Source organism: Nitrospirota bacterium, from assembly GCA_020851375.1.
GTDB lineage: Bacteria > Nitrospirota > 9FT-COMBO-42-15 > HDB-SIOI813 > HDB-SIOI813 > RBG-16-43-11.
In genome coordinates, this window is the sequence record JADZCV010000025.1 from 145,331 (window position 1) to 164,211 (window position 18,881).

Sequence of the window (18,881 nt, forward strand, 5' to 3'; positions counted from 1 at the left end):
TTCATGATAAATAGAAATCTCCTCAGAAAAAGTAAGAGTAGACATTTTCTATCTTTCTTTTTAATTCTTACCATACTTTATGGCGGGTGTAATGATTTGATAAGCAAGCAGTCTTCCTGCACCCCAGCTCAAGTAGTAATCCCGCAAATTGAACAAAAAGGCCCCACTTCAACACCTAAACCTATTACTACGGATTACCAGATTGGAGCTTTCTATTTTCCAGGCTGGCAAACTGGTACTATATTCTGGAAGGATCTTCTGGGTGCAACTGATTCCCATTCCCCCTGCCAGTCGTGGCAGGAGAGAATTCCACTGTTAGGACTTTATCCGGAAGAGGAGACATGGGTAGCAGACTGGCATATAAAATGGGCGGTTGAGCATGGGATATCTTTCTTTGCCTATGATTGGTTTTGGCAAAATGATAAGCCCTTTTTGGATCATGCACTTCAGGCGCATATGCAGTATCCGTATAAAGACTTACTCAAGTTTTGTGTGATGTGGGCGAACCATGCCCCTTTTATACCGACCCCGGCAGATATACCTAAGATCGCCGATTATTGGATCAGCAACTACTTTAATAAATCAAATTATTTGAAATTCAGCGGCCGGCCGGTGGTCATGGTCTTCCTGCCTGACAGAATCGGCGGAGATCCCAACAAGACATCAGATGCGATATTGACTATAAGAAGTCTTGTAAAGAATGCTGGTTACCCCGACATATATTTAATTGCAATCAGTAATGATACCCCTGGTAAAAATGTTGTAGATTTCTATATGTCATCGGGTTATAACGCATACACCCCGTACAATTATGTCAAACCTGATCCCCAAATTGCGTCTTATGACACCACGATTGAACAATACAAAACGAACTGGGTCACGGCTCTCAGCATTGGCAGGCTTCCGTATATTGTTCCGGTTACCCCCGGTTGGGATGCCAGACCAGCGCAGGGAAGCGGGGCTACGGTCCGCACAGGAAGTACCCCTGACAAATTTAAGGTCATGCTTCAGAATGCCAGGACATTTCTGGATTCCAGCGGAGGAAACATTTATCCCAAAATGCTAATGATCGAGGCCTGGAATGAACTCGGTGAGGGTTCCTATATCGAACCTACTATGCAGTGGGAGTTTGGTTCTCTTGATGCATTAAGGGAGGTGTTTATCGGGGTTCCTCAACCTCACTCTGACGAATATCCTGAGGTAATCAAGTGAGGATAGCGATACTGGGATCAAGAGGTATTCCAGCAAGGTACGCAGGCTTTGAGACCTGTGCTGAAGAACTTAGCAAGAGATTGGCAGAACGTGGACATGAGGTTACGGTATACTGTTGCCGCCCTTATTCTATAACAAATGACAGGTATGTCCATGGGGTTAGAAGGATTATAGTTCCTACTATAAGAGGAAAGCATTTGGAGAAACTTCTGTTCTCTATTATTTGTTTACTTCATGTGGCCATTACAAGAAATGAAGTAATCCTCATGCTTGGCCTGAATATCCCAGTCCTGTTCATTGTGCCCAGAATATTCAGGAAAAAGATTGCCGTTAATGTTGATGGATTAGAGTGGAAGAGGAAAAAATGGGGGAGATTTGCCTCAAGATATCTTCTTTTTTGTGAGAAGATTGCCGGATATTTTTCGCATCAGATCATTACGGATGCAAAGTGTGTTCAATCCTATTATCGTGAGACTTATGGGATGGAATCTACATTTATCCCCTACGGCACTGAAATTGCGACAACACCGCCAGGAGAAACATTAAAGAAATTCGGCCTTAAAAAGGAAGATTACATTTTATATGTGAGCAGATTTTCACCAGAAAATAACCCTCTTTTAGTAAGGGAGGCATTTGACGGAATCAAAAATCAGAATAAGAAAATGGTCATGGTTGGTGGTTCACCTTTCGATGAAGAATATGTCAGGAAGGTAAAAGACACACAAAATCCCAATATAATATTTACTGGTCCTATATATGGTGCAGGATATAAAGAACTTCTATCTAATGCGTATTTCTATATCCAGGCTACAGAGGTTGGCGGGACGCATCCGGCTCTTGTAGAAGCCATGGGACATGGGAATTTTGTATTAGCAAATGATGTATCTGAACATAGAGAAGTTCTAAGGGATGCAGGGATGTATTACCGCGGCAAAGATGATCTGATAGATAAGATTCAATTTTTACTTGACAGTCCGCATGTTGTACGCGAAGGACGGGTCAAAGGCCAGAAAGTTGTAAAAGAGGATTATTCCTGGGATAATGTGAGTGACAGTTACGAAAGACTCTTTGAGGAAATGATAAATGAGCAGAATACCTGCTGATCATATAATGGGTCAAACATTTTTATATAAGTACAGGAATCCCATAATCCTGGGGGGCCTGGCTGGAACGCTGATTTCACTTGACGCCTTTATTACTTCATATCTTCACATAATGCATTTTAGTGGCTTGTTCCCGCCATACCTTATTTCCTTTATTGTTTTTTGCCTCGGTATAGGATTAGTTGCAGGTTTCATAGTTACTTTAAAAAATTCAGAATGGATTTGGAAAAAGAAAGAGGCGATCTTTGTAATAGTTCTTATAATAAGCTCACAGGTAAAGGGGCTAACGTCTATTGGTTTTATGGATTTTAGTGACCTGGTCATACTCATATTCCTCCTGATCCTGTTAGTAGAAAATTTTATATATTTACAATATAAGCTCATCGTATCACCTTTATTTGTATTAACCCTGATATTGTTCTTTTCAATAGTCCTTTCCTACACAAATGAGGTTAGTGCAACTAAGAGTTCTATTGTTTCACTTACTGGCCCCCTGAAATCGTTAATTACCATTTTACTTATTATGAATTTAATCAGAGGGAAGAAAGATGCCATATTATCCTTAAAGGCCTTTATAATTATTACCCTTTTCTCGGGTATAATTGGGGCTGCCGAATCTTTGCTTTACTTTTTTACAGGTATAGGGTTTCACACGAAGAAATTTGATTTTGAACAAACGCCTTTTGGGACATTTTTAAGGTCACAAGCCTTTTTTGGCCATATACATGGTCTGGCCGCTACTCTTACTATTTCTCTGACAATTTTGTTTTTCATTCTTCTGGTACCGAGATTAAACATATTTTGGAGGAAACGCACGATAATGCTGTTCTTTGTCATAACTCTCATTGCCCTGGCATTTACTTTTTACAAGGCCAGTTTGATTGCATTTGGATTAATATTGATTATTGGGATCTTTATGGGAAGACCGTCTTATATTATCCACATTACCTCTGGACTGCTTCTCATTATTACATTAGTTATTTTATCAGGATCAGGTCAAATTATGGTAGAATATGTTTCGAAGCAACTTTATACCGGGGATTTCAAAGCCCGTCTGGAATTGGATAAGGCAGGGATTGAAGGTTTTCTCCATGAACATCCGATAGTAGGGGCTGGTATGGGAAATAACCGTATTTATACCCCCCATCCAAACGCATGGCCTGCTCATAATGCGTTTATACAGGTTGCTGATGAGCTTGGAGTTATCGGACTAATGGCATATTGCCTGATATATGTCTATTTGTTTTATAGGCTTATTATTACTAATTTATTGTTAAAAGATAAAAAAGACAGAATCATTGTACAATCATTACTGCTTAGCTTTATTGCGTTTTTTACAATTGCACAATTTGAACCTTTAGCCTTTAATTTCTGGTTTTGGATGTATTTTGGGTTATTAGAATGTATAGCATATAATCTTATGAATGCCCGGCATTCTCAACATCTGCTCATTGAAAGACAAGATGCCTCAGCATTCTGTTAACAGGAGGAATTGATCATTATAGAAAAGACTCTTTTGGATTATTGGTTAGTCCTATATCAAAGGAAGAGGACTATTCTAATTATCATTCTTTCAGCAATATTCTCAGCAGGAATGCTAAGCTATTTTTTACCTCCGGTATACCAGGCTAACGCTGTCTTTTTTCCTTCAAGCAAGCCAGATACTTTAACTTTTCTTTCCCAGGCAAGTTCTCCTGAGATTAAGAGAACACCTCTTCTCCCGATAGCAAATGAGGAGCAGCAATCAGTATATCTTGGAATATTGAAAAGCAGAAAATTAATAGGACTGGTGAGCGAGAAGACAGGGAAGACGCAACATGCGTTAGCCAGGGACACGGATTTTAGAATAAGTAATGAATACCTTATTGAACTTTATTCACGCGATGCAAACCCGGTGCTTGCAGCAAATATTGCCAATACTTATGTGGAGGTTTTTAATGATTTTCTTGACAGCTTTTCTTCCGGTCCTGCATCCAAAAATCGTATAGCCATCCAGGATGAAATTAATAATGTTAAGCGGAAACTGAAAAAAGATGAAGATGAATTACGGCGATTTAAACTCAATAACAGGGCACTCTTTATAAATGAGGATGCATCGGTAATAGAGCGGGAAAAGGTCAGCATGCAGATGGAGATTGAAAAGGCCAAAGTCAGCCTAAAGGTCAATGATGATAATATTGCAAAGCTTGAAGATATGCTCGCTAAAGAGGCTAAGATTTATGTTTCATCACCTTTGATTTATTCGAGCCCAATTATCATGAGGCTGCAAACGCAGCTTTCGGATATCGAGGTCGCGATGGCCTCGTTATCAGTTGATATTCAGGGGCAGCATCCGGACATGATGAAACTTCAAAATCAATATAATAAGAAGAAAAAGGAGCTTGAGATTGAGACCAAAAAGATAGTTGAAAGCGCTGCTAAATCACCTGATTCATTCCATGAGAAGATACGTCAGCAGTTAGTGAATGCGCTCGTAGACAGACAGTCTACTCAGGCAAAAATTAAGGGTTTGAAGGTCGCGATTAAAAACCTTGATAAGCTTATAGAATCGTTCCCTGCCCTGCAGGAAGAGATGGATAATTTATCAAGGAATGTGGCTCTGCAAAAAAATACACTTGATAATCTTCGTTTGCAATCGGAAGAGATAAAGGCACAGGAGAGAAGAAAGATGCAAAATGTGATTGTGGTAAGTCCGGCAATTCTGCCTGAAGCTCCTGTCTATCCAAACATTATACTCAATTTGATTGTTGCCATTCTATTAGGATCAGTAACAGGGATCTTTTATTGTTTTTTCATGAACTACATAGAAACTGTCAAAGACCCTGAACGAAGATGGAAATAAGTTTCTATGAATATTACAACTGAAAATCAAAAGAAACGAATTGAGGCTGAGGAACGGCATAAGGTCTTTTTAACATTTCAAAAAGAATTAGAGCAGGAGGGAGTCATTCCTCCGTCTCCTGCTCTAATTCTCCGGCGTTACCAATATATATTGGAATATGCATCCGAGATCCTGATAGGATTCTTTATCGGCATTTCATCAATGATCCTTGTATTTCTTGTTGTCAACGTTATACTGCATATTGATTTTTAAAATGCACTAGAGGAGGTTAACTGTGCTGAAAACATGGCGGCTGTCAGCCTTTGAACCAATTGAACAATATCGTGAGGAGGTAAGGGCAAAATATCACGCTGACATTTCTCAGGAACTGGAAATGAAACGTGTAGAAGGGCTTTATCCCTTTGAAGGAAAATGGCGCACCCTCGAGGAAATCACGGAACTCCAGAAGTTGATGAGACAAAAAGATCGGACTATCTTTGTTGATTTAATTATTCTTTTTATCATAATCATTTGCTTTCTTTTTGTTATGAACAATCTTTTATTGTCATTATTATATAAACAATAAGTAGTCGTCCTATAGAAGTTGATTACCTTTTAAAGCCAGGTTTCATCGCTGCGCTTTTCTTGATTATTATTCAGTTTTAGAATCTGGTGAGTTTAACATGATCATCGTTGGAATAAACAACATGCATGATGCATCTGCAGCACTTGTCATTGATGGGGAGGTAGTTGCTGCTGCTGAGGAAGAGCGGTTTACACGGATCAAGCACACCAGAGGTTTTCCCGTAAATGCAGTACGATTCTGCCTTGATTATGCCGGAATAAAAATAGGTGATGTTGATATTGTCTGTGCTTCATGGAAACCGTGGGCTCTCAGGGTAAGGACAACGCTTGCTCTGAAAAGTATTTTAAAATCCCCTCGTCTATTTAAGGCCAAGACTTCCAGGGGGATGAGGCAAATGCAAAATGAATGGTCAGAATTATTCAGATTAAGAGGTCTTGTTCAAAGGTGTTTCGGAAAAGGAAAATACAAAATTGAATATGTAGATCATCATCTTGCACATGCTGCATCCGCTTTTTTATGTTCACCCTTTGAAAGAGCCGCTATCCTGACTGTAGATGGCGCAGGCGAGGCTGACACAACAGTTTTGTGGATAGGCGAGGGCACTGGAATAAAAAAAATAAACAGCGTCAAATTGCCTCACTCACTTGGACAGTTCTACTCAGCGGTCACAGCATTTCTGGGATTTAATAGTCAATCTGATGAATATAAGGTAATGGGACTTGCCTCATATGGTGAACCGGTATATGCAGATTATCTCAGTAAAAATGTTGTCAAGTGTCTGCCTGATGGGTCGTTCAGAATGGACCCATATTTCATTGATTATCATATCGCCAGGAATGGCGGCTTTCGCACATCAACAACGGATGTATTTGGGGAGCCCAGAAAAAAAGAAGAAGCCATTGTAAACCGACATGCTGATGTGGCAGCTAGCGCACAAAAAGTGATGGAAGAAGCTATCTTTCATCTGGCAAACTCCCTACATGAAATGACAGGGCTTGATGAGTTATGTATGGCTGGTGGTGTTGCCTTTAACTGTGTTGCGAACGGGAAACTCTTTCAAAAGACACCGTTTAAGAATATCTTTATACAACCCGCTGCCGGAGATGCCGGTAGTGCCATAGGGGCTGCACTAATTACAGAACACAAATACACAGGGAGCCCCAGGCATTATGTCATGAACCATGCATATCTGGGGCCGTCTTTCAGTTCTACAGAATGTCAACGGGTGTTGAAAGATAAAATTATCCGGTACGAAAGACTTGGTGAAGATGTTCTGTTGCAGAGGACAGCCCATGCACTTGCAGAGGGAAAACTGGTATGCTGGTTTCAGGGACGTATGGAATGGGGGCCGAGAGCGCTGGGAAACAGGAGTTTTCTGGCGGATCCCAGGCGAGAAGAGATGAAAGACATTATTAACCTGAAGATCAAGCAGAGGGAGCAATTTCGTCCCTTTGCACCCTCAGTTCTTGAAGAAAAAAGCCCAGGGTATTTTGACTATACCGGTAATTCTCCCTTCATGCTCTATGCCTTTCCGGTAAAACCTGAAAAAAGATCGCTGATACCGGCTGTTACACACGTAGATGGAACTGCCCGTCCTCAGACAGTGAATAAGGAGACTAACCCCCTCTACTGGAAGCTTATCAATGAGTTCGAAAAATTAACAGGCGTGCCTATATTATTAAATACCTCATTTAATGTCCAGGAGCCAATAGTCTGTACTCCAGGCGAGGCACTGGAATCATTTATAAGAACAAAGGTTGATTACCTTGTACTTAATGATCTGTTCATTGAGCATCCTTCAACCTGATATTTATCCTTGAGTATATGAAGAGTTTTATTCCTAAGAAAATCAGCAAAGACCAGGCCAAAGATACCGGAATGGCAATGGTGCTTATTTGTTTTCTTTTGGGTTTTTATATTCAAAAACAGGGTTTCTTTACTATAGGTATAGTTCTTTTGCTTGTTGACATGATTTACCCCAATCTTTACAGACCAGCGGCAACTATCTGGTTTGGTCTTTCCAATGTATTGGGGACAATATCTTCTAAGCTAATTTTAACCGTGATTTTCTTTGTTATAGTTACGCCTGTCGGATTAATCAGGCGGCTAATCGTAGCAGATTCAATGCAGCTTAAAAGATGGAAAAAAGATGACTCTTCAGTTTTTGAAATCCGGGAACACATATTTCAGCCTGAAGATATTGAAAAACCATATTAGCGGGAGGAGAAAATGGATTTTTTAAAGGATCTGTGGGGGTTTTTAAGAGTGCGTAAGAAATACTGGTTGTTGCCGATCATTCTGACCCTGCTCCTGTTCGGAGCCTTGATTTTAATGACCAGTGGCTCAGCTATTGCTCCATTTATCTATACTTTGTTTTAACCGGTGATTTAATAAATGAGAGGGGAACATATGGCTAAGGCCATATTAGGGGTGTCAGCATATTATCATGACAGCGCCGCGGCTATTTTGATTGACGGGGAAATTGTTGCCGCTGCCCATGAAGAACGTTTTACCCGTAAGAAACATGACCCATCGTTCCCGACAAATGCGACTAAGTATGTATTGCAGGAGGCCGGGATTGACAATTTAGATTACCTCAGTGCGATTGCATTTTATGATAAGCCATTCCTCAAATTTGAAAGACTGCTGGAAACATTTCATGGTTTCGCCCCAAAAGGTTTAAGAAGTTTTATTTCAGCGATGCCCGTGTGGATTAAAGAAAAACTCTTCATGCGTAAAATGATCAGGGAGGAGTTGACGAACATCTGTTCAGGTCATTCAAAACTCCTTTTTCCTGAGCACCATCTCTCTCATGCCGCCAGTGCATTTTACCCTTCCCCATTCGAAGAGGCAGCTATACTTACTGTTGATGGTGTAGGCGAGTGGGCTACCACGACCATAGCTCATGGTACAGGGAACAAGATTAAAATCCTGCGGCAGTTAGATTTTCCACACTCTCTGGGCCTTCTTTATTCCTCGTTTACCTATTATTGTGGTTTTAAAGTAAACAGTGGTGAATATAAGCTTATGGGGCTTGCACCCTACGGGAATCCTGATTCTGATCAAACCAGACGGTGGAAACAAATTATATTGGATGAATTGGTGGATGTCCGAAATGACGGCTCGCTTCTGCTAAATATGGACTACTTTAATTTTGCGACCGGACTGACCATGTGCTGTGAGGAAAAATGGGGGAAATTGTTTGGTGTGCCCGTCAGAAGACGGGAGAGTGAGTTGACTCAACCGTACATGAATCTTGCTTTAGCGATCCAGCAGGTAACTGAAGACATTCTTTTCCGATTAGCGGCTACAGCAAAGAAACTTACTGCCTGCGACTATCTGGTAATGGCAGGAGGTGTGGCACTTAACTGTTCCGCTACAGGGAAACTTTTAAGGACGGGAATGTTTAAAGATATCTGGATTCAGCCAGCTGCCGGTGATGCGGGAGGAGCAGTAGGGGCTGCCTATGCTGCCTGGTATGTTTGGCTGAAGAATGATAGAAAAGTGATATCAGGTCAGGACTCCATGAAAGGGGCTTATCTGGGTCCTGAATTTACTTCTTCAGATGTGATACGGGTAGATCGAAAGTATGGCGCCCCATACAAAGAATATCCGGATTTTAATCAACTTTGCAATGATGTTGCTGAACTTCTGGCTCAGGGATATGCGATTGGATGGTTTCAGGGCAGAATGGAGTACGGTCCAAGAGCATTAGGTAATAGGAGCATTTTAGGTGATCCCCGCAACCCTGAAATGCAGAAAAAACTTAATCTGAAAATAAAATACCGGGAAGGATTTCGCCCCTTTGCCCCCTCAGTAATAGAAGAGGATTTGGAAGAATATTTTGAATTGAATCGTCCGTCACCATACATGCTCATTGTTGCCCCGGTACAGGAAAAAAGAAGAAATGCATTGCCTGACAAAGAAGAGCAAATGGGGATGTGGGATAGACTTTATCACTTGCGCTCTGATATTCCTGCGATAACGCATGTTGATTATTCAGCCAGAATTCAAAGTGTCAATAGAAGAGTCAATGAGAAGTATTGGAAGCTCATAAAGGCATTTAAAGATAAAACCGGGTATGGACTGATTGTAAATACAAGTTTCAATGTAAGAGGTGAACCTATTGTGTGTACACCGGAAGATGCATACAGATGTTTTATGCGGACTGAGATGGACTTTTTGGTCATAGGGAATTACTTATTTGATAAATCGTTACAGAATAAATTACCACAAGATACCTCCTGGGAAGATATGTATGAGTTAGATTAAAATAATAGATCTTTTCTTCTTGTGATTATATCGCATGAAAGATGTTCATAAGATAAAAGAAACGCTGCTTCTGATTGCAGGAATACTGTTTATCTCAGCAGGCATTGCCTGTAATGAATGGGTTCTTGCTGCCTTGTTTAGTTCTGATGGAATAATAGCAGTTTCCTACAGAATTATTATATGGATTGCTGATGTTATTTTGATAAGCATTGGTTTCACACTGCTTATATACAGAAGATCCCTCCAGGTCCATAATTTAGTACTGTTGATATTTTCCGTTTTATTCTGTTTTATATCATTTGTTGCATTTGATTTTTTCCGGGCATACTTATTCCTGATTAACAGTCGTTTTATAGATATGGGTTCATACGGTAATATTCATGTTAAAGATTATTATCTGGGGTGGAAACTAAAACCTGATAGCAGCGGACGACATGCAGCAAAAGGCATGTTTGATGTCATATATGAGATTGATCACGATGGTTTCAGAAAAATCAATAACACCGGTAACCCTGATTTCAGCATCTATTTTTTTGGAGATTCTTTTACCTTTGGACATGGGGTGAGCAATAACGATACGTTTTCTAACATAATTAGGGAAAAGTTTCTAAAGGATAAAATCAACATTTATAATGCGGGAGTAAACGGTTATGGTATTGTTCAAATGTATCAACAATTCCTGAATATTGAAAATCGAATTAAAAAAGATGACCTGATTGTCTTTACTCCTATTGCGGCTGATATCAGCAGGAATATAAAAGATTTTTATTTCCCATATTTTTATATTTATTCTAATTTTATTCATTTTGAAAATTATCCTTTTTTTGATAAGGGCGTTATCAGACCGTATAAACTTGAGTGTACTACGTATAATAAATTGAAATTATTAGCATTTTATGCGCCATATACAAAAGATGTTTGGTTTAAAATCAATAAAAGATTTATTTCAGATACGAGAAAAGAATCTATGGATATGATGAAGATCATCCAACACAAAATAGAGATGCGCGGAGGTAAATTCCATCTTTTTTTTCTGCCGAATCCTGCTGAATGTCTGCGTAGGACGTATAGTGAAGATGTCTCCGGTTTCGGCTATTTTGATATCATGGGTTTCTTCCCTTCCCAAAAGACAGAATTGGACAAAATTAAGTTTACCGGTGATGAACACTGGAATGCAAAGGGACATGAGATAGCGGCAAGAGCCATTGTCGAAACCTTAATTAATAAAAATATTATTGACAAAAAATATCTTAAAGAGCCTGAATAGCAAATATTGCAAGTCTCAAAAGAAACTTTTCAAACAGCTTGAATAATTTGTATAATTTACGGTATGATTAATAACTTTGTTTAAAGTTGAGGGCCGATGGAATGAATGTTCAAACACTCAGATCAGGTTGCCGTGCTGTTTTATGTTTTCTTGTCCTCTCTTTAATCTTTGCGGGATGCGGAAGAAACGATAATAATGATAATAATATACCAGGCGGATTTCTTTGGCTTGCCTATCCTGAAGAGGTAATCGTTCTACGGGGAGACCAGGCCCGGTTTGTGCTGAAGATCTCCTCCATAAGTGGGGTTCCTTTGCCCAGGACAGCGAGCTTTTCGGTTTCAGGACTCCCTGCCGGCGCCGATGGGTTCTTCCTATCAGATAAATTCTATCTTCCTGCCGAAGTCCTTCTCTATGTAAACACAGCGCCAAATACACCTATCGGGAGTTTCCCGATTACAATCAGCAGTAGTCAAACGACTGAGGAGCTTTCCATTAAGCTCACTATTAAGCCTATGCAATGGGAGCAAGTTAATGTTAATGCATCGGACCCCCAGCCGCCAGGCCTTTCCAATCACTCGGCCGTTTATGATGAAGGTGCTGATCGAATGATTATCTTTGGTGGAATAGTTCCAGGGGGATTGTCAGCAGACCTTTGGGGCCTCCAGGATGTAACAGGCGCTTCACCTGTATGGAATCATGTATCGACCGGAGGGAGTTTCCTGCCTTCCGCCCGCACAGGGCATAAGGCGGTATATGACCGTGACGGAAAAAGGATGGTCATATGGGGAGGAGTGGGGCAGAATGAGGATTTTATTGTTGACCGCCTCTGGGTCTTGACGAATGCAGATGGAAGTGGAGGGACTCCAGCCTGGATACAATTGTCTGAAGGGGCAGGCCAGATTCCGTCAAGTCGTTTGGGATTTTCCATGGTCTATGATCCAGGCAGCAATCGTGTTATTCTCTTCGGCGGGGCTGAAACTGATGGAGACACCACAACTCTTCTCAATGACGTCTGGGTTCTTACCAATGCGAATGGGCTTGGAGGTGATCCTGCCTGGGTTAACATAACGCCTGCATCGGGCAGTATCCCAAATCCGAGGATGATGCATTCAGCTGTGTATGATAGCAACAACAACAGAATGATAGTATTTGGGGGGGGAGCAAAATCCGGACCTTTAAATGATGTATGGGTGCTAACCCATGCAAATGGACTGGACGAAAACGGCCAGGATGCGTCCCCTTCCTGGCAACCTTTAACCGTATCCGGAAATCTTCCGGATGCCCGCACGGGACATGCAGCGGTATTTAATCCTTCAAAGAACAGCATGACTATCTTCGGTGGAGCAGATGGCCAGGAGGGCCTTTTAGACGATTTATGGATCATGGAAAATGCAAATGGGATTGAAGGGCCAGCTATCTGGAGTTCTGGAATTATCTTTCATAACTCAAAAGTGTCCTATCCTGACGCCAGAGCCAATCACTCTGCTGTTATTAATGTAGAGAATGACACGATGGCAGTCTTCGGCGGACTCATAAAAAACACCTATTCAAATGAAACATCATCGAATGAAACATGGTTACTGAGGCACGCTTCAGGAGAAGAATAATTTTTCCCGCAATGATAAAAGCGATTTATTCCCTTCCCTGTTCATCCCTTTTCCCTCTCAATTAAAAGTTTCTTATAGTAAGAATTCTCCGGCATTATTAAATCACCTGATTATGGGAATAACGCTGTACAGGGTTAGAATGCCTCTATGTTGCCTGAAATATGAGGTCATTAGGTGCAGTCACATTAGGTGCAGTCACTTGACTGATCAGACTAATTAGCATAGCATTATCCTCATCATGACTGGTAATAAAGGCCCTATTGGGATATTTGACTCAGGCATCGGCGGGCTTACTGTTCTCAAGGAAGTAACTTCTGCGCTGCCTGATGAGGATACCCTGTATCTGGGAGATACTGCCCGTCTGCCCTATGGGACAAAGTCAGAAGAGACTGTCATTAAATATGCCATAGAAAATACGAGATTTTTGTTGAAGTATGACATCAAGCTCCTTGTAGTTGCCTGCAATACTGCATCTGCAGTCAGCCTTGAAGTCCTGAGAAAACAATTTTCAATTCCGATTGTCGGTGTTATTGAGGCAGGTGCCCGTGCAGCAGCGCGTGCAACCAGAAATGGCAAGATCGGTATTATTGGAACAGAGACGACAGTAAGCAGCGGTGCCTATACCAAAGCCATCAGGGAGATAAACAGCAACATTGAAACCTTTGGACAGTCATGTCCCCTGTTTGTACCTCTTGTGGAAGAGGGTTGGATAGATGATAATGTGACAATGGCTGTTGCAGAGCGCTACCTTGCGGGACTTAAGAACATGGGTATAGATACCCTGGTGCTGGGATGTACACACTATCCTCTTCTGAAAGGGATTATACAAAAGGTGATGGGCGATGGAGTAAGGTTGATAGATTCTGCGGAGGAGACAGCAAAAGAGGTAAAAGAGGTGTTGACTCGATTGAATTTGCTTGCTTCATCGGCTGAGACATCGGGGACAGAATTTAATTCTGTCCACAACAACGTAAGCAATAGACGTTTCTTCGTGACTGATGTCCCACGCCGCTTTGAAGAACAGGGGAGCAGGTTTCTAGGGGAGAAGATAGGAAAAGTAGAAAAGGTTGCTTTGATCTTGTAACGGGGGTTTTTAATGAAGAGAAAAGACGGTAGAAAAGCTGATCAATTACGGAGTGTGAAAATACACAGGAATTACATCAAACATGCAGAAGGCTCTGCACTCATCGAGGTCGGCGATACAAAGGTTATTTGTACTGCTACAATTGAGGATAAAGTGCCTCCGCATGTGAAAGGGCAGAATAAGGGGTGGATTACTGCAGAATATGCCATGATCCCACGCTCCGCACTTCAGAGGATCGTAAGGGAATCAGCACGGGGAAAGATAGGCGGAAGGACGCATGAAATACAGCGCCTCATCGGAAGGGCGCTCAGGTCCATTATTGAATTGAATAAACTTGGTGAGAGAACAGTCTGGATTGACTGCGATGTCATACAGGCTGACGGTGGTACGCGAACAGCTTCTATTACCGGGTCATTCGTCGCCCTTGTTGATGCAATACATTTCGCACAGAAGAACGGACTGATCACAGATAACCCTGTTAAAGACTTTCTTGCGGCTGTGAGTGTCGGTATTGTGAATGGAGAGCCTGTCCTTGACCTTAATTATGACGAAGACTCCACTGCAGAGGTTGACATGAACATCGTAATGACAGGCAAGGGAAAGTTTGTAGAAGTACAGGGTACTGCCGAGGGTGAACCATTTTCCAGAAACATGATGGATGGGCTTGTTAGCCTTGCTAAAAAGGGGATTGAAGAGTTGGTAGAGATGCAGCGGAAGATGGTGGGGGAGTTATAATAAAGGGTTCAAGGGGTCAAGGGGTCGAGTGAATCATCATGAGCTGTGGCTCACAAAGGATCGTGAAAACGTCATTCCCGCGAAGGCGGGAATCCAGAGCGATGGCTTGATTCTGGATTCCCACTCCCCGCTTAAATCCTGCGGGGACAGGTTCCGTGGGAATGACAGGTACGTAGGAGCATTTTCAGATGAAGATAGTCATAGCAACAAGAAATCCAGGTAAGATTGCGGAGATACGGTCAATTATAGATAACTCAGGGCTTAAGGACAAAGTAAAAATTGATACACTCACCTCTTATGCAGGCATTCCTGACATTATCGAGGATGGCAGGACTTTTTCAGAGAATGCCTCAAAGAAGGCGGTGACAATTGCAAGGTTTACAGGACATATCGCTGTTGCGGACGATTCCGGTCTTGAAGTGGATGCATTGAGTGGAGCGCCGGGCGTATATTCAGCAAGATTTGCAGGGGAGGGCGCGACAGACCCTGATAACATAAAAAAACTGCTTGGGCTGCTGAAGGATACACCGCCGGATAAAAGGGGCGCAAGGTTTGTATGTGTGATAGCCGTTGCAACGCCATCAGGCAATGTCAGGCTTGCAGAAGGGGAATGTGCAGGATTTATTTCTGAAGGCGAACGCGGGACGACTGGTTTTGGTTATGACCCTGTTTTTGTGGTACCTGAGTATGGAAAGACATTTGCAGAGCTTGGGAGTGAGATAAAGAATAAGATAAGCCACCGTGCTGCAGCATTAAGCACGCTCTCTAATATCCTTGAAGACTTAATCACGCCTGGCAGGTGATGACTGCAATAAAAAATGTATTTATAAAATATATAATCCCTCCAATAGCAATGCTCATCATCTACCTCCTCGGCATTACTTACAGGAAGGAAGTAGTCGGCAGAGAATCAGAGCAGTCCCTCATAAAAAAAGGCATCAATCCCATATACGCCCTGTGGCACGGACGGTTGATGTATTTGCCGTTTCACTACAGGTGGCAGAAAAACCTCAATTCACTCGTAAGCCCCAGCACTGACGGGGAGATCATAGCACGGACACTAAGACTGTTCGGGGTCAGGACCATACGAGGTTCTTCCTATAAGAGCGGCAGCACGGCCTTCCGAAACCTTATCAGGGTTGTCAAAGACCGAGGCCGTGTATTCATTACAGTAGATGGCTCAAGAGGACCTGTATTCAAGGTCCAGAAGGGCATCCTCCATCTTGCCAAAATCAGCGGCCTGCCGGTACTGCCGGTTACCTATGGCGCAGAGAAGGCTCACGTCTTCAAAAGCTGGGACAGATTTATCATACCACATCCTTTTACCCGAGTTGTTGTAATATATGGTGAACCTGTCTATGTCGCAAGGGACACCTCTGAAGAAGAGATAGAAGCAAAGAGGTTTGAACTTGAGCAGAGACTGGTTCAGATGACAGAGAAGGCAGATCAGTACTTTTGAGGCTTGTCCCGCATGGTTTAAACGGGTAGCAGGATATGTTTCATAATTGAAAATGTTTCTATAATGAAAAAAAGACCTAAACTCTTTGATTGTCAAGGAAATATCAGAATATGCAATGTTTCCTTGTTTCATTAATGAAACAGAGTGAGTTTCCCAGCCCTCCTTTTGATCGCTGTTTTGATCATATAAATCAATAGGTTACACATGATGACAGGAATGGTTTTTTTGGCACAGTTATTGATTAATACATATATATAGAATGTATTGAATGGTGGTTTTCAGCTTGGTTTAATTAATGATAATTATAATCGAAGCATAAGATAATAAAAAGGAGGTGTTTAAAATGGCTACAACACATACTTTACCTCATGGTGTTTACGGTAACCATACGGAGGTACAAAGCAAAGATTTCGATTGGCAGGGAGCAGAAAGAAGGCACCTGTGGATTGTCTTTAACTCAATCGGGATTGCAATTTCAGTAGCGATGCTGGTTGGCTCCTATTTCTTACTCTGGTAAGAGATGCCTCAAAGATTTGATTTGAAAGCCCCTGTAAGCAGATAGCTTATGGGGGCTTTGTTTTTTTAAGATAGTTTGCCACCGTTGGTATTGTTGTCCCTTCCGATTATATAGCATATAATAATTAATGTGAGCACAAAAGATAACTCCTTTAAAATATCGAGCGATACCATTCTTGACAGTCTTGCAGGGATACTCCCGAATGCAGCGAGCGTGCAGAGATACCTTGATGTTAACAGTGAGACAATTCTAAACAGCATAGCAGATGGCATCGTGGTTATCGGACTTGATCATCGCATTCTTTTTATTAACCGTGCAGCAGAGGAGATGTTTGGAAGGCCGGATATTGATGCAATCATAAATGATAGAATGTGTAATGATGCAATTTCCCACCATGGGTGTGAAGTCGGTTGTCTCTTAAATATGACTATGGAGTCCGGAGAACCTGTATATAACTATGAAACCTTCTGTGAAAAGAAGGGACGAAAGATGTTCCTAAGCATAAATACCGCAGTACTCAGAGGCAATAATGATGTGATCATAGGCGGGATCGAAACTATAAGGGACATAACTCTCATTAAGGAGTTGAATAAAGAACTCAAAAATAAGTACTCCTTCGAAAACATTATTGGCAAAGACCGGCGAATGCATGAAGTCTATGAATTGATTAGTGAAGTTGCACCTACAAAGGCGACTGTCCTTATAGAAGGTGAGACAGGAACCGGAAAAGAGTTGATTGCAACTGCAATTCATCTCAATTCCCCCAGAAACAACAAGCCGTTTATCAAGGCAACATGTGCAGCGCTTTCTGAAGGACTTCTGGAGAGTGAACTGTTTGGTCATGTCAAAGGGGCATTCACCGGTGCAATAGCAGACAAGACAGGAAGGTTTGAACTGGCCGACCATGGGACCATCTTTCTCGATGAGATAGGGGATGTATCACTGCATACCCAGATAAAACTCCTGAGGGTACTTCAGGAAGGTGAGTTTGAGCGGGTTGGTGATTCAAAGACCATCAGGGTGGATGTGAGGGTCATTGCGGCTACTAATAAGGACCTGAAGGCTGCTGTAGAAAAGGGTGAATTCAGGGAAGATCTGTACTACAGGCTAAAGGTCGTACCTATACATGTGCCGCCTTTGCGGGACAGGAAAGAGGATATTCCGCTCCTTTTAAAACATTTTATAGAAAAGTACAATAAAGAACTAGGGGCCTGTCCGAGTAATAATTACTTCACCTAAGACAACAAAATCCATATAATAGACGACATGAAAACATACCGCACATATGAACCGAACCAATTATTGTTGATACCGCCATCGTTGAGGGAGTGGTTGCCGGAGGATCACCTTGTCTACTTTATCTCAGACATAGTAGACGGACTAAAGCTACGCGCAATAGAGGAGGTTTATGAAAAAGAGGAGCGAGGATATCCTCCATATCATCCTGGGATGATGACGAAAGTGCTGTTTTACGCATATGGAACAGGGGTGTATTCATCGAGGCGAATAGCGAAGAAGATGGAGGAGGACGTGGCATTCAGGATACTGGGTGCGGGAAATTTCCCTGACTTCAGGACGATCAGTGATTTCAGGAAGCGGCATCTTAAGGCACTGGAAGGATTGTTTGTACAGGTGCTTGAGATATGCCGGAGAGCTGGGCTCCTAAAACTTGGGCACATCTCACTGGATGGGACAAAGATAAAGGCCAACGCATCGAAGCACAAGGCAATGAGCTATGGGAGGATGAAGCAAGATAAGGAGAGGTTGAAGCAGGAAATAGAGGAGATACTGAGGCAGGCGGAGAAAGTGGACGCTGCAGAGGATAGCGCATATGGGAGGAATAAACGGGGAGATGAATTGCCGGAGGAGCTTTCCCGGAGAGAGGGCCGTTTAAAGAAGATCAAAGAGGCCATGAAGGCGCTGGAAGAAGAGGCCAAAGAGGCCGTTAAGAGAGATGAAGCAGAGCAAGACGGCAAAAAGTGCGGGAGAAAAGCGGACCATCCTGGTGTACCCAAAGAAAAGGCCCAGAGGAATTTTACAGACAGCGAATCTAAGATAATGATCAACGGGGACAAGGCATTTATACAGGGCTATAATGCTCAGGCGGCAGTGGATGCGTCATCACAGGTAATAGTAGCTGCTGATGTGTCAAATAAATCGGTAGATAAAAACCATATCAAACCGATGATCGGGAAGATAATGGAATTAACGGACGAAG

At 42.1% G+C, this 18,881-nt stretch carries 19 protein-coding genes; all 19 read left to right on the forward strand.

Features of this window, described 5'->3' with window-relative positions:
* The first annotated feature begins 3 nt into the window (after positions 1-3).
* On the forward strand, positions 4-1,212 hold the full coding sequence (locus tag IT393_05825) for a glycoside hydrolase family 99-like domain-containing protein (GenBank protein ID MCC7202172.1): 1,209 nt from the start codon (positions 4-6) through the stop codon (positions 1,210-1,212).
* The gene (locus tag IT393_05830; GenBank protein MCC7202173.1) at positions 1,209-2,315 is read left to right on the forward strand and encodes a DUF1972 domain-containing protein; all 1,107 of its coding nucleotides are present in this window, start codon (positions 1,209-1,211) and stop codon (positions 2,313-2,315) included. Before IT393_05825 ends, IT393_05830 begins: the two co-directional genes overlap by 4 nt.
* Positions 2,296-3,798 carry an O-antigen ligase family protein gene (locus IT393_05835; protein MCC7202174.1) on the forward strand — a complete coding sequence of 501 codons (1,503 nt, stop codon included), beginning with the start codon at positions 2,296-2,298 and terminating at the stop codon, positions 3,796-3,798. Before IT393_05830 ends, IT393_05835 begins: the two co-directional genes overlap by 20 nt.
* Positions 3,799-3,807: 9 nt before the next feature.
* Positions 3,808-5,157 (forward strand): hypothetical protein, encoded by a 1,350-nt coding sequence (locus tag IT393_05840; protein MCC7202175.1) that lies wholly within the window; start codon positions 3,808-3,810, stop codon positions 5,155-5,157.
* A 6-nt stretch (positions 5,158-5,163) separates the two neighbouring features.
* Positions 5,164-5,409, forward strand: a complete 246-nt coding sequence (locus IT393_05845) for a hypothetical protein (GenBank protein MCC7202176.1) — start codon at positions 5,164-5,166, stop codon at positions 5,407-5,409.
* Between the two features lie 22 nt (positions 5,410-5,431).
* Complete coding sequence (locus IT393_05850; GenBank protein ID MCC7202177.1) at positions 5,432-5,722, forward strand: hypothetical protein; 291 nt, start codon at positions 5,432-5,434, stop codon at positions 5,720-5,722.
* A gap of 97 nt (positions 5,723-5,819) precedes the next feature.
* The gene (locus IT393_05855; GenBank protein MCC7202178.1) at positions 5,820-7,529 is read left to right on the forward strand and encodes a carbamoyltransferase; all 1,710 of its coding nucleotides are present in this window, start codon (positions 5,820-5,822) and stop codon (positions 7,527-7,529) included.
* 17 nt (positions 7,530-7,546) lie between these two features.
* Positions 7,547-7,939 carry a hypothetical protein gene (locus IT393_05860; protein ID MCC7202179.1) on the forward strand — a complete coding sequence of 131 codons (393 nt, stop codon included), beginning with the start codon at positions 7,547-7,549 and terminating at the stop codon, positions 7,937-7,939.
* A gap of 12 nt (positions 7,940-7,951) precedes the next feature.
* Positions 7,952-8,101, forward strand: a complete 150-nt coding sequence (locus tag IT393_05865) for a hypothetical protein (GenBank protein ID MCC7202180.1) — start codon at positions 7,952-7,954, stop codon at positions 8,099-8,101.
* Positions 8,102-8,131: 30 nt separating this feature from the next.
* Positions 8,132-9,994 (forward strand): carbamoyltransferase, encoded by a 1,863-nt coding sequence (locus IT393_05870; GenBank protein MCC7202181.1) that lies wholly within the window; start codon positions 8,132-8,134, stop codon positions 9,992-9,994.
* 34 nt (positions 9,995-10,028) lie between these two features.
* Positions 10,029-11,261: an SGNH/GDSL hydrolase family protein gene (locus tag IT393_05875; GenBank protein ID MCC7202182.1), complete on the forward strand. Its 1,233-nt coding sequence runs from the start codon at positions 10,029-10,031 to the stop codon at positions 11,259-11,261.
* Between the two features lie 101 nt (positions 11,262-11,362).
* Positions 11,363-12,868: a hypothetical protein gene (locus IT393_05880; protein ID MCC7202183.1), complete on the forward strand. Its 1,506-nt coding sequence runs from the start codon at positions 11,363-11,365 to the stop codon at positions 12,866-12,868.
* A gap of 238 nt (positions 12,869-13,106) precedes the next feature.
* The gene (locus tag IT393_05885; protein ID MCC7202184.1) at positions 13,107-13,952 is read left to right on the forward strand and encodes a glutamate racemase; all 846 of its coding nucleotides are present in this window, start codon (positions 13,107-13,109) and stop codon (positions 13,950-13,952) included.
* Positions 13,953-13,964: 12 nt separating this feature from the next.
* Positions 13,965-14,687, forward strand: coding sequence for a ribonuclease PH (rph, locus tag IT393_05890; protein ID MCC7202185.1), 723 nt, complete (start codon positions 13,965-13,967; stop codon positions 14,685-14,687).
* A gap of 188 nt (positions 14,688-14,875) precedes the next feature.
* Complete coding sequence (locus tag IT393_05895; GenBank protein MCC7202186.1) at positions 14,876-15,490, forward strand: XTP/dITP diphosphatase; 615 nt, start codon at positions 14,876-14,878, stop codon at positions 15,488-15,490.
* Entirely contained in the window at positions 15,490-16,146 is a 657-nt protein-coding gene (locus IT393_05900) for a lysophospholipid acyltransferase family protein (protein ID MCC7202187.1), read from the forward strand. The genes IT393_05895 and IT393_05900 overlap by 1 nt, the downstream gene beginning before the upstream one ends.
* Positions 16,147-16,489: 343 nt before the next feature.
* Positions 16,490-16,663, forward strand: a complete 174-nt coding sequence (locus IT393_05905) for a hypothetical protein (protein MCC7202188.1) — start codon at positions 16,490-16,492, stop codon at positions 16,661-16,663.
* A gap of 129 nt (positions 16,664-16,792) precedes the next feature.
* Positions 16,793-17,902, forward strand: coding sequence for a sigma 54-interacting transcriptional regulator (locus IT393_05910; protein MCC7202189.1), 1,110 nt, complete (start codon positions 16,793-16,795; stop codon positions 17,900-17,902).
* Between the two features lie 27 nt (positions 17,903-17,929).
* Positions 17,930-18,881: transposase (locus tag IT393_05915; protein MCC7202190.1), on the forward strand; the 952-nt coding region annotated here is incomplete at its 3' end.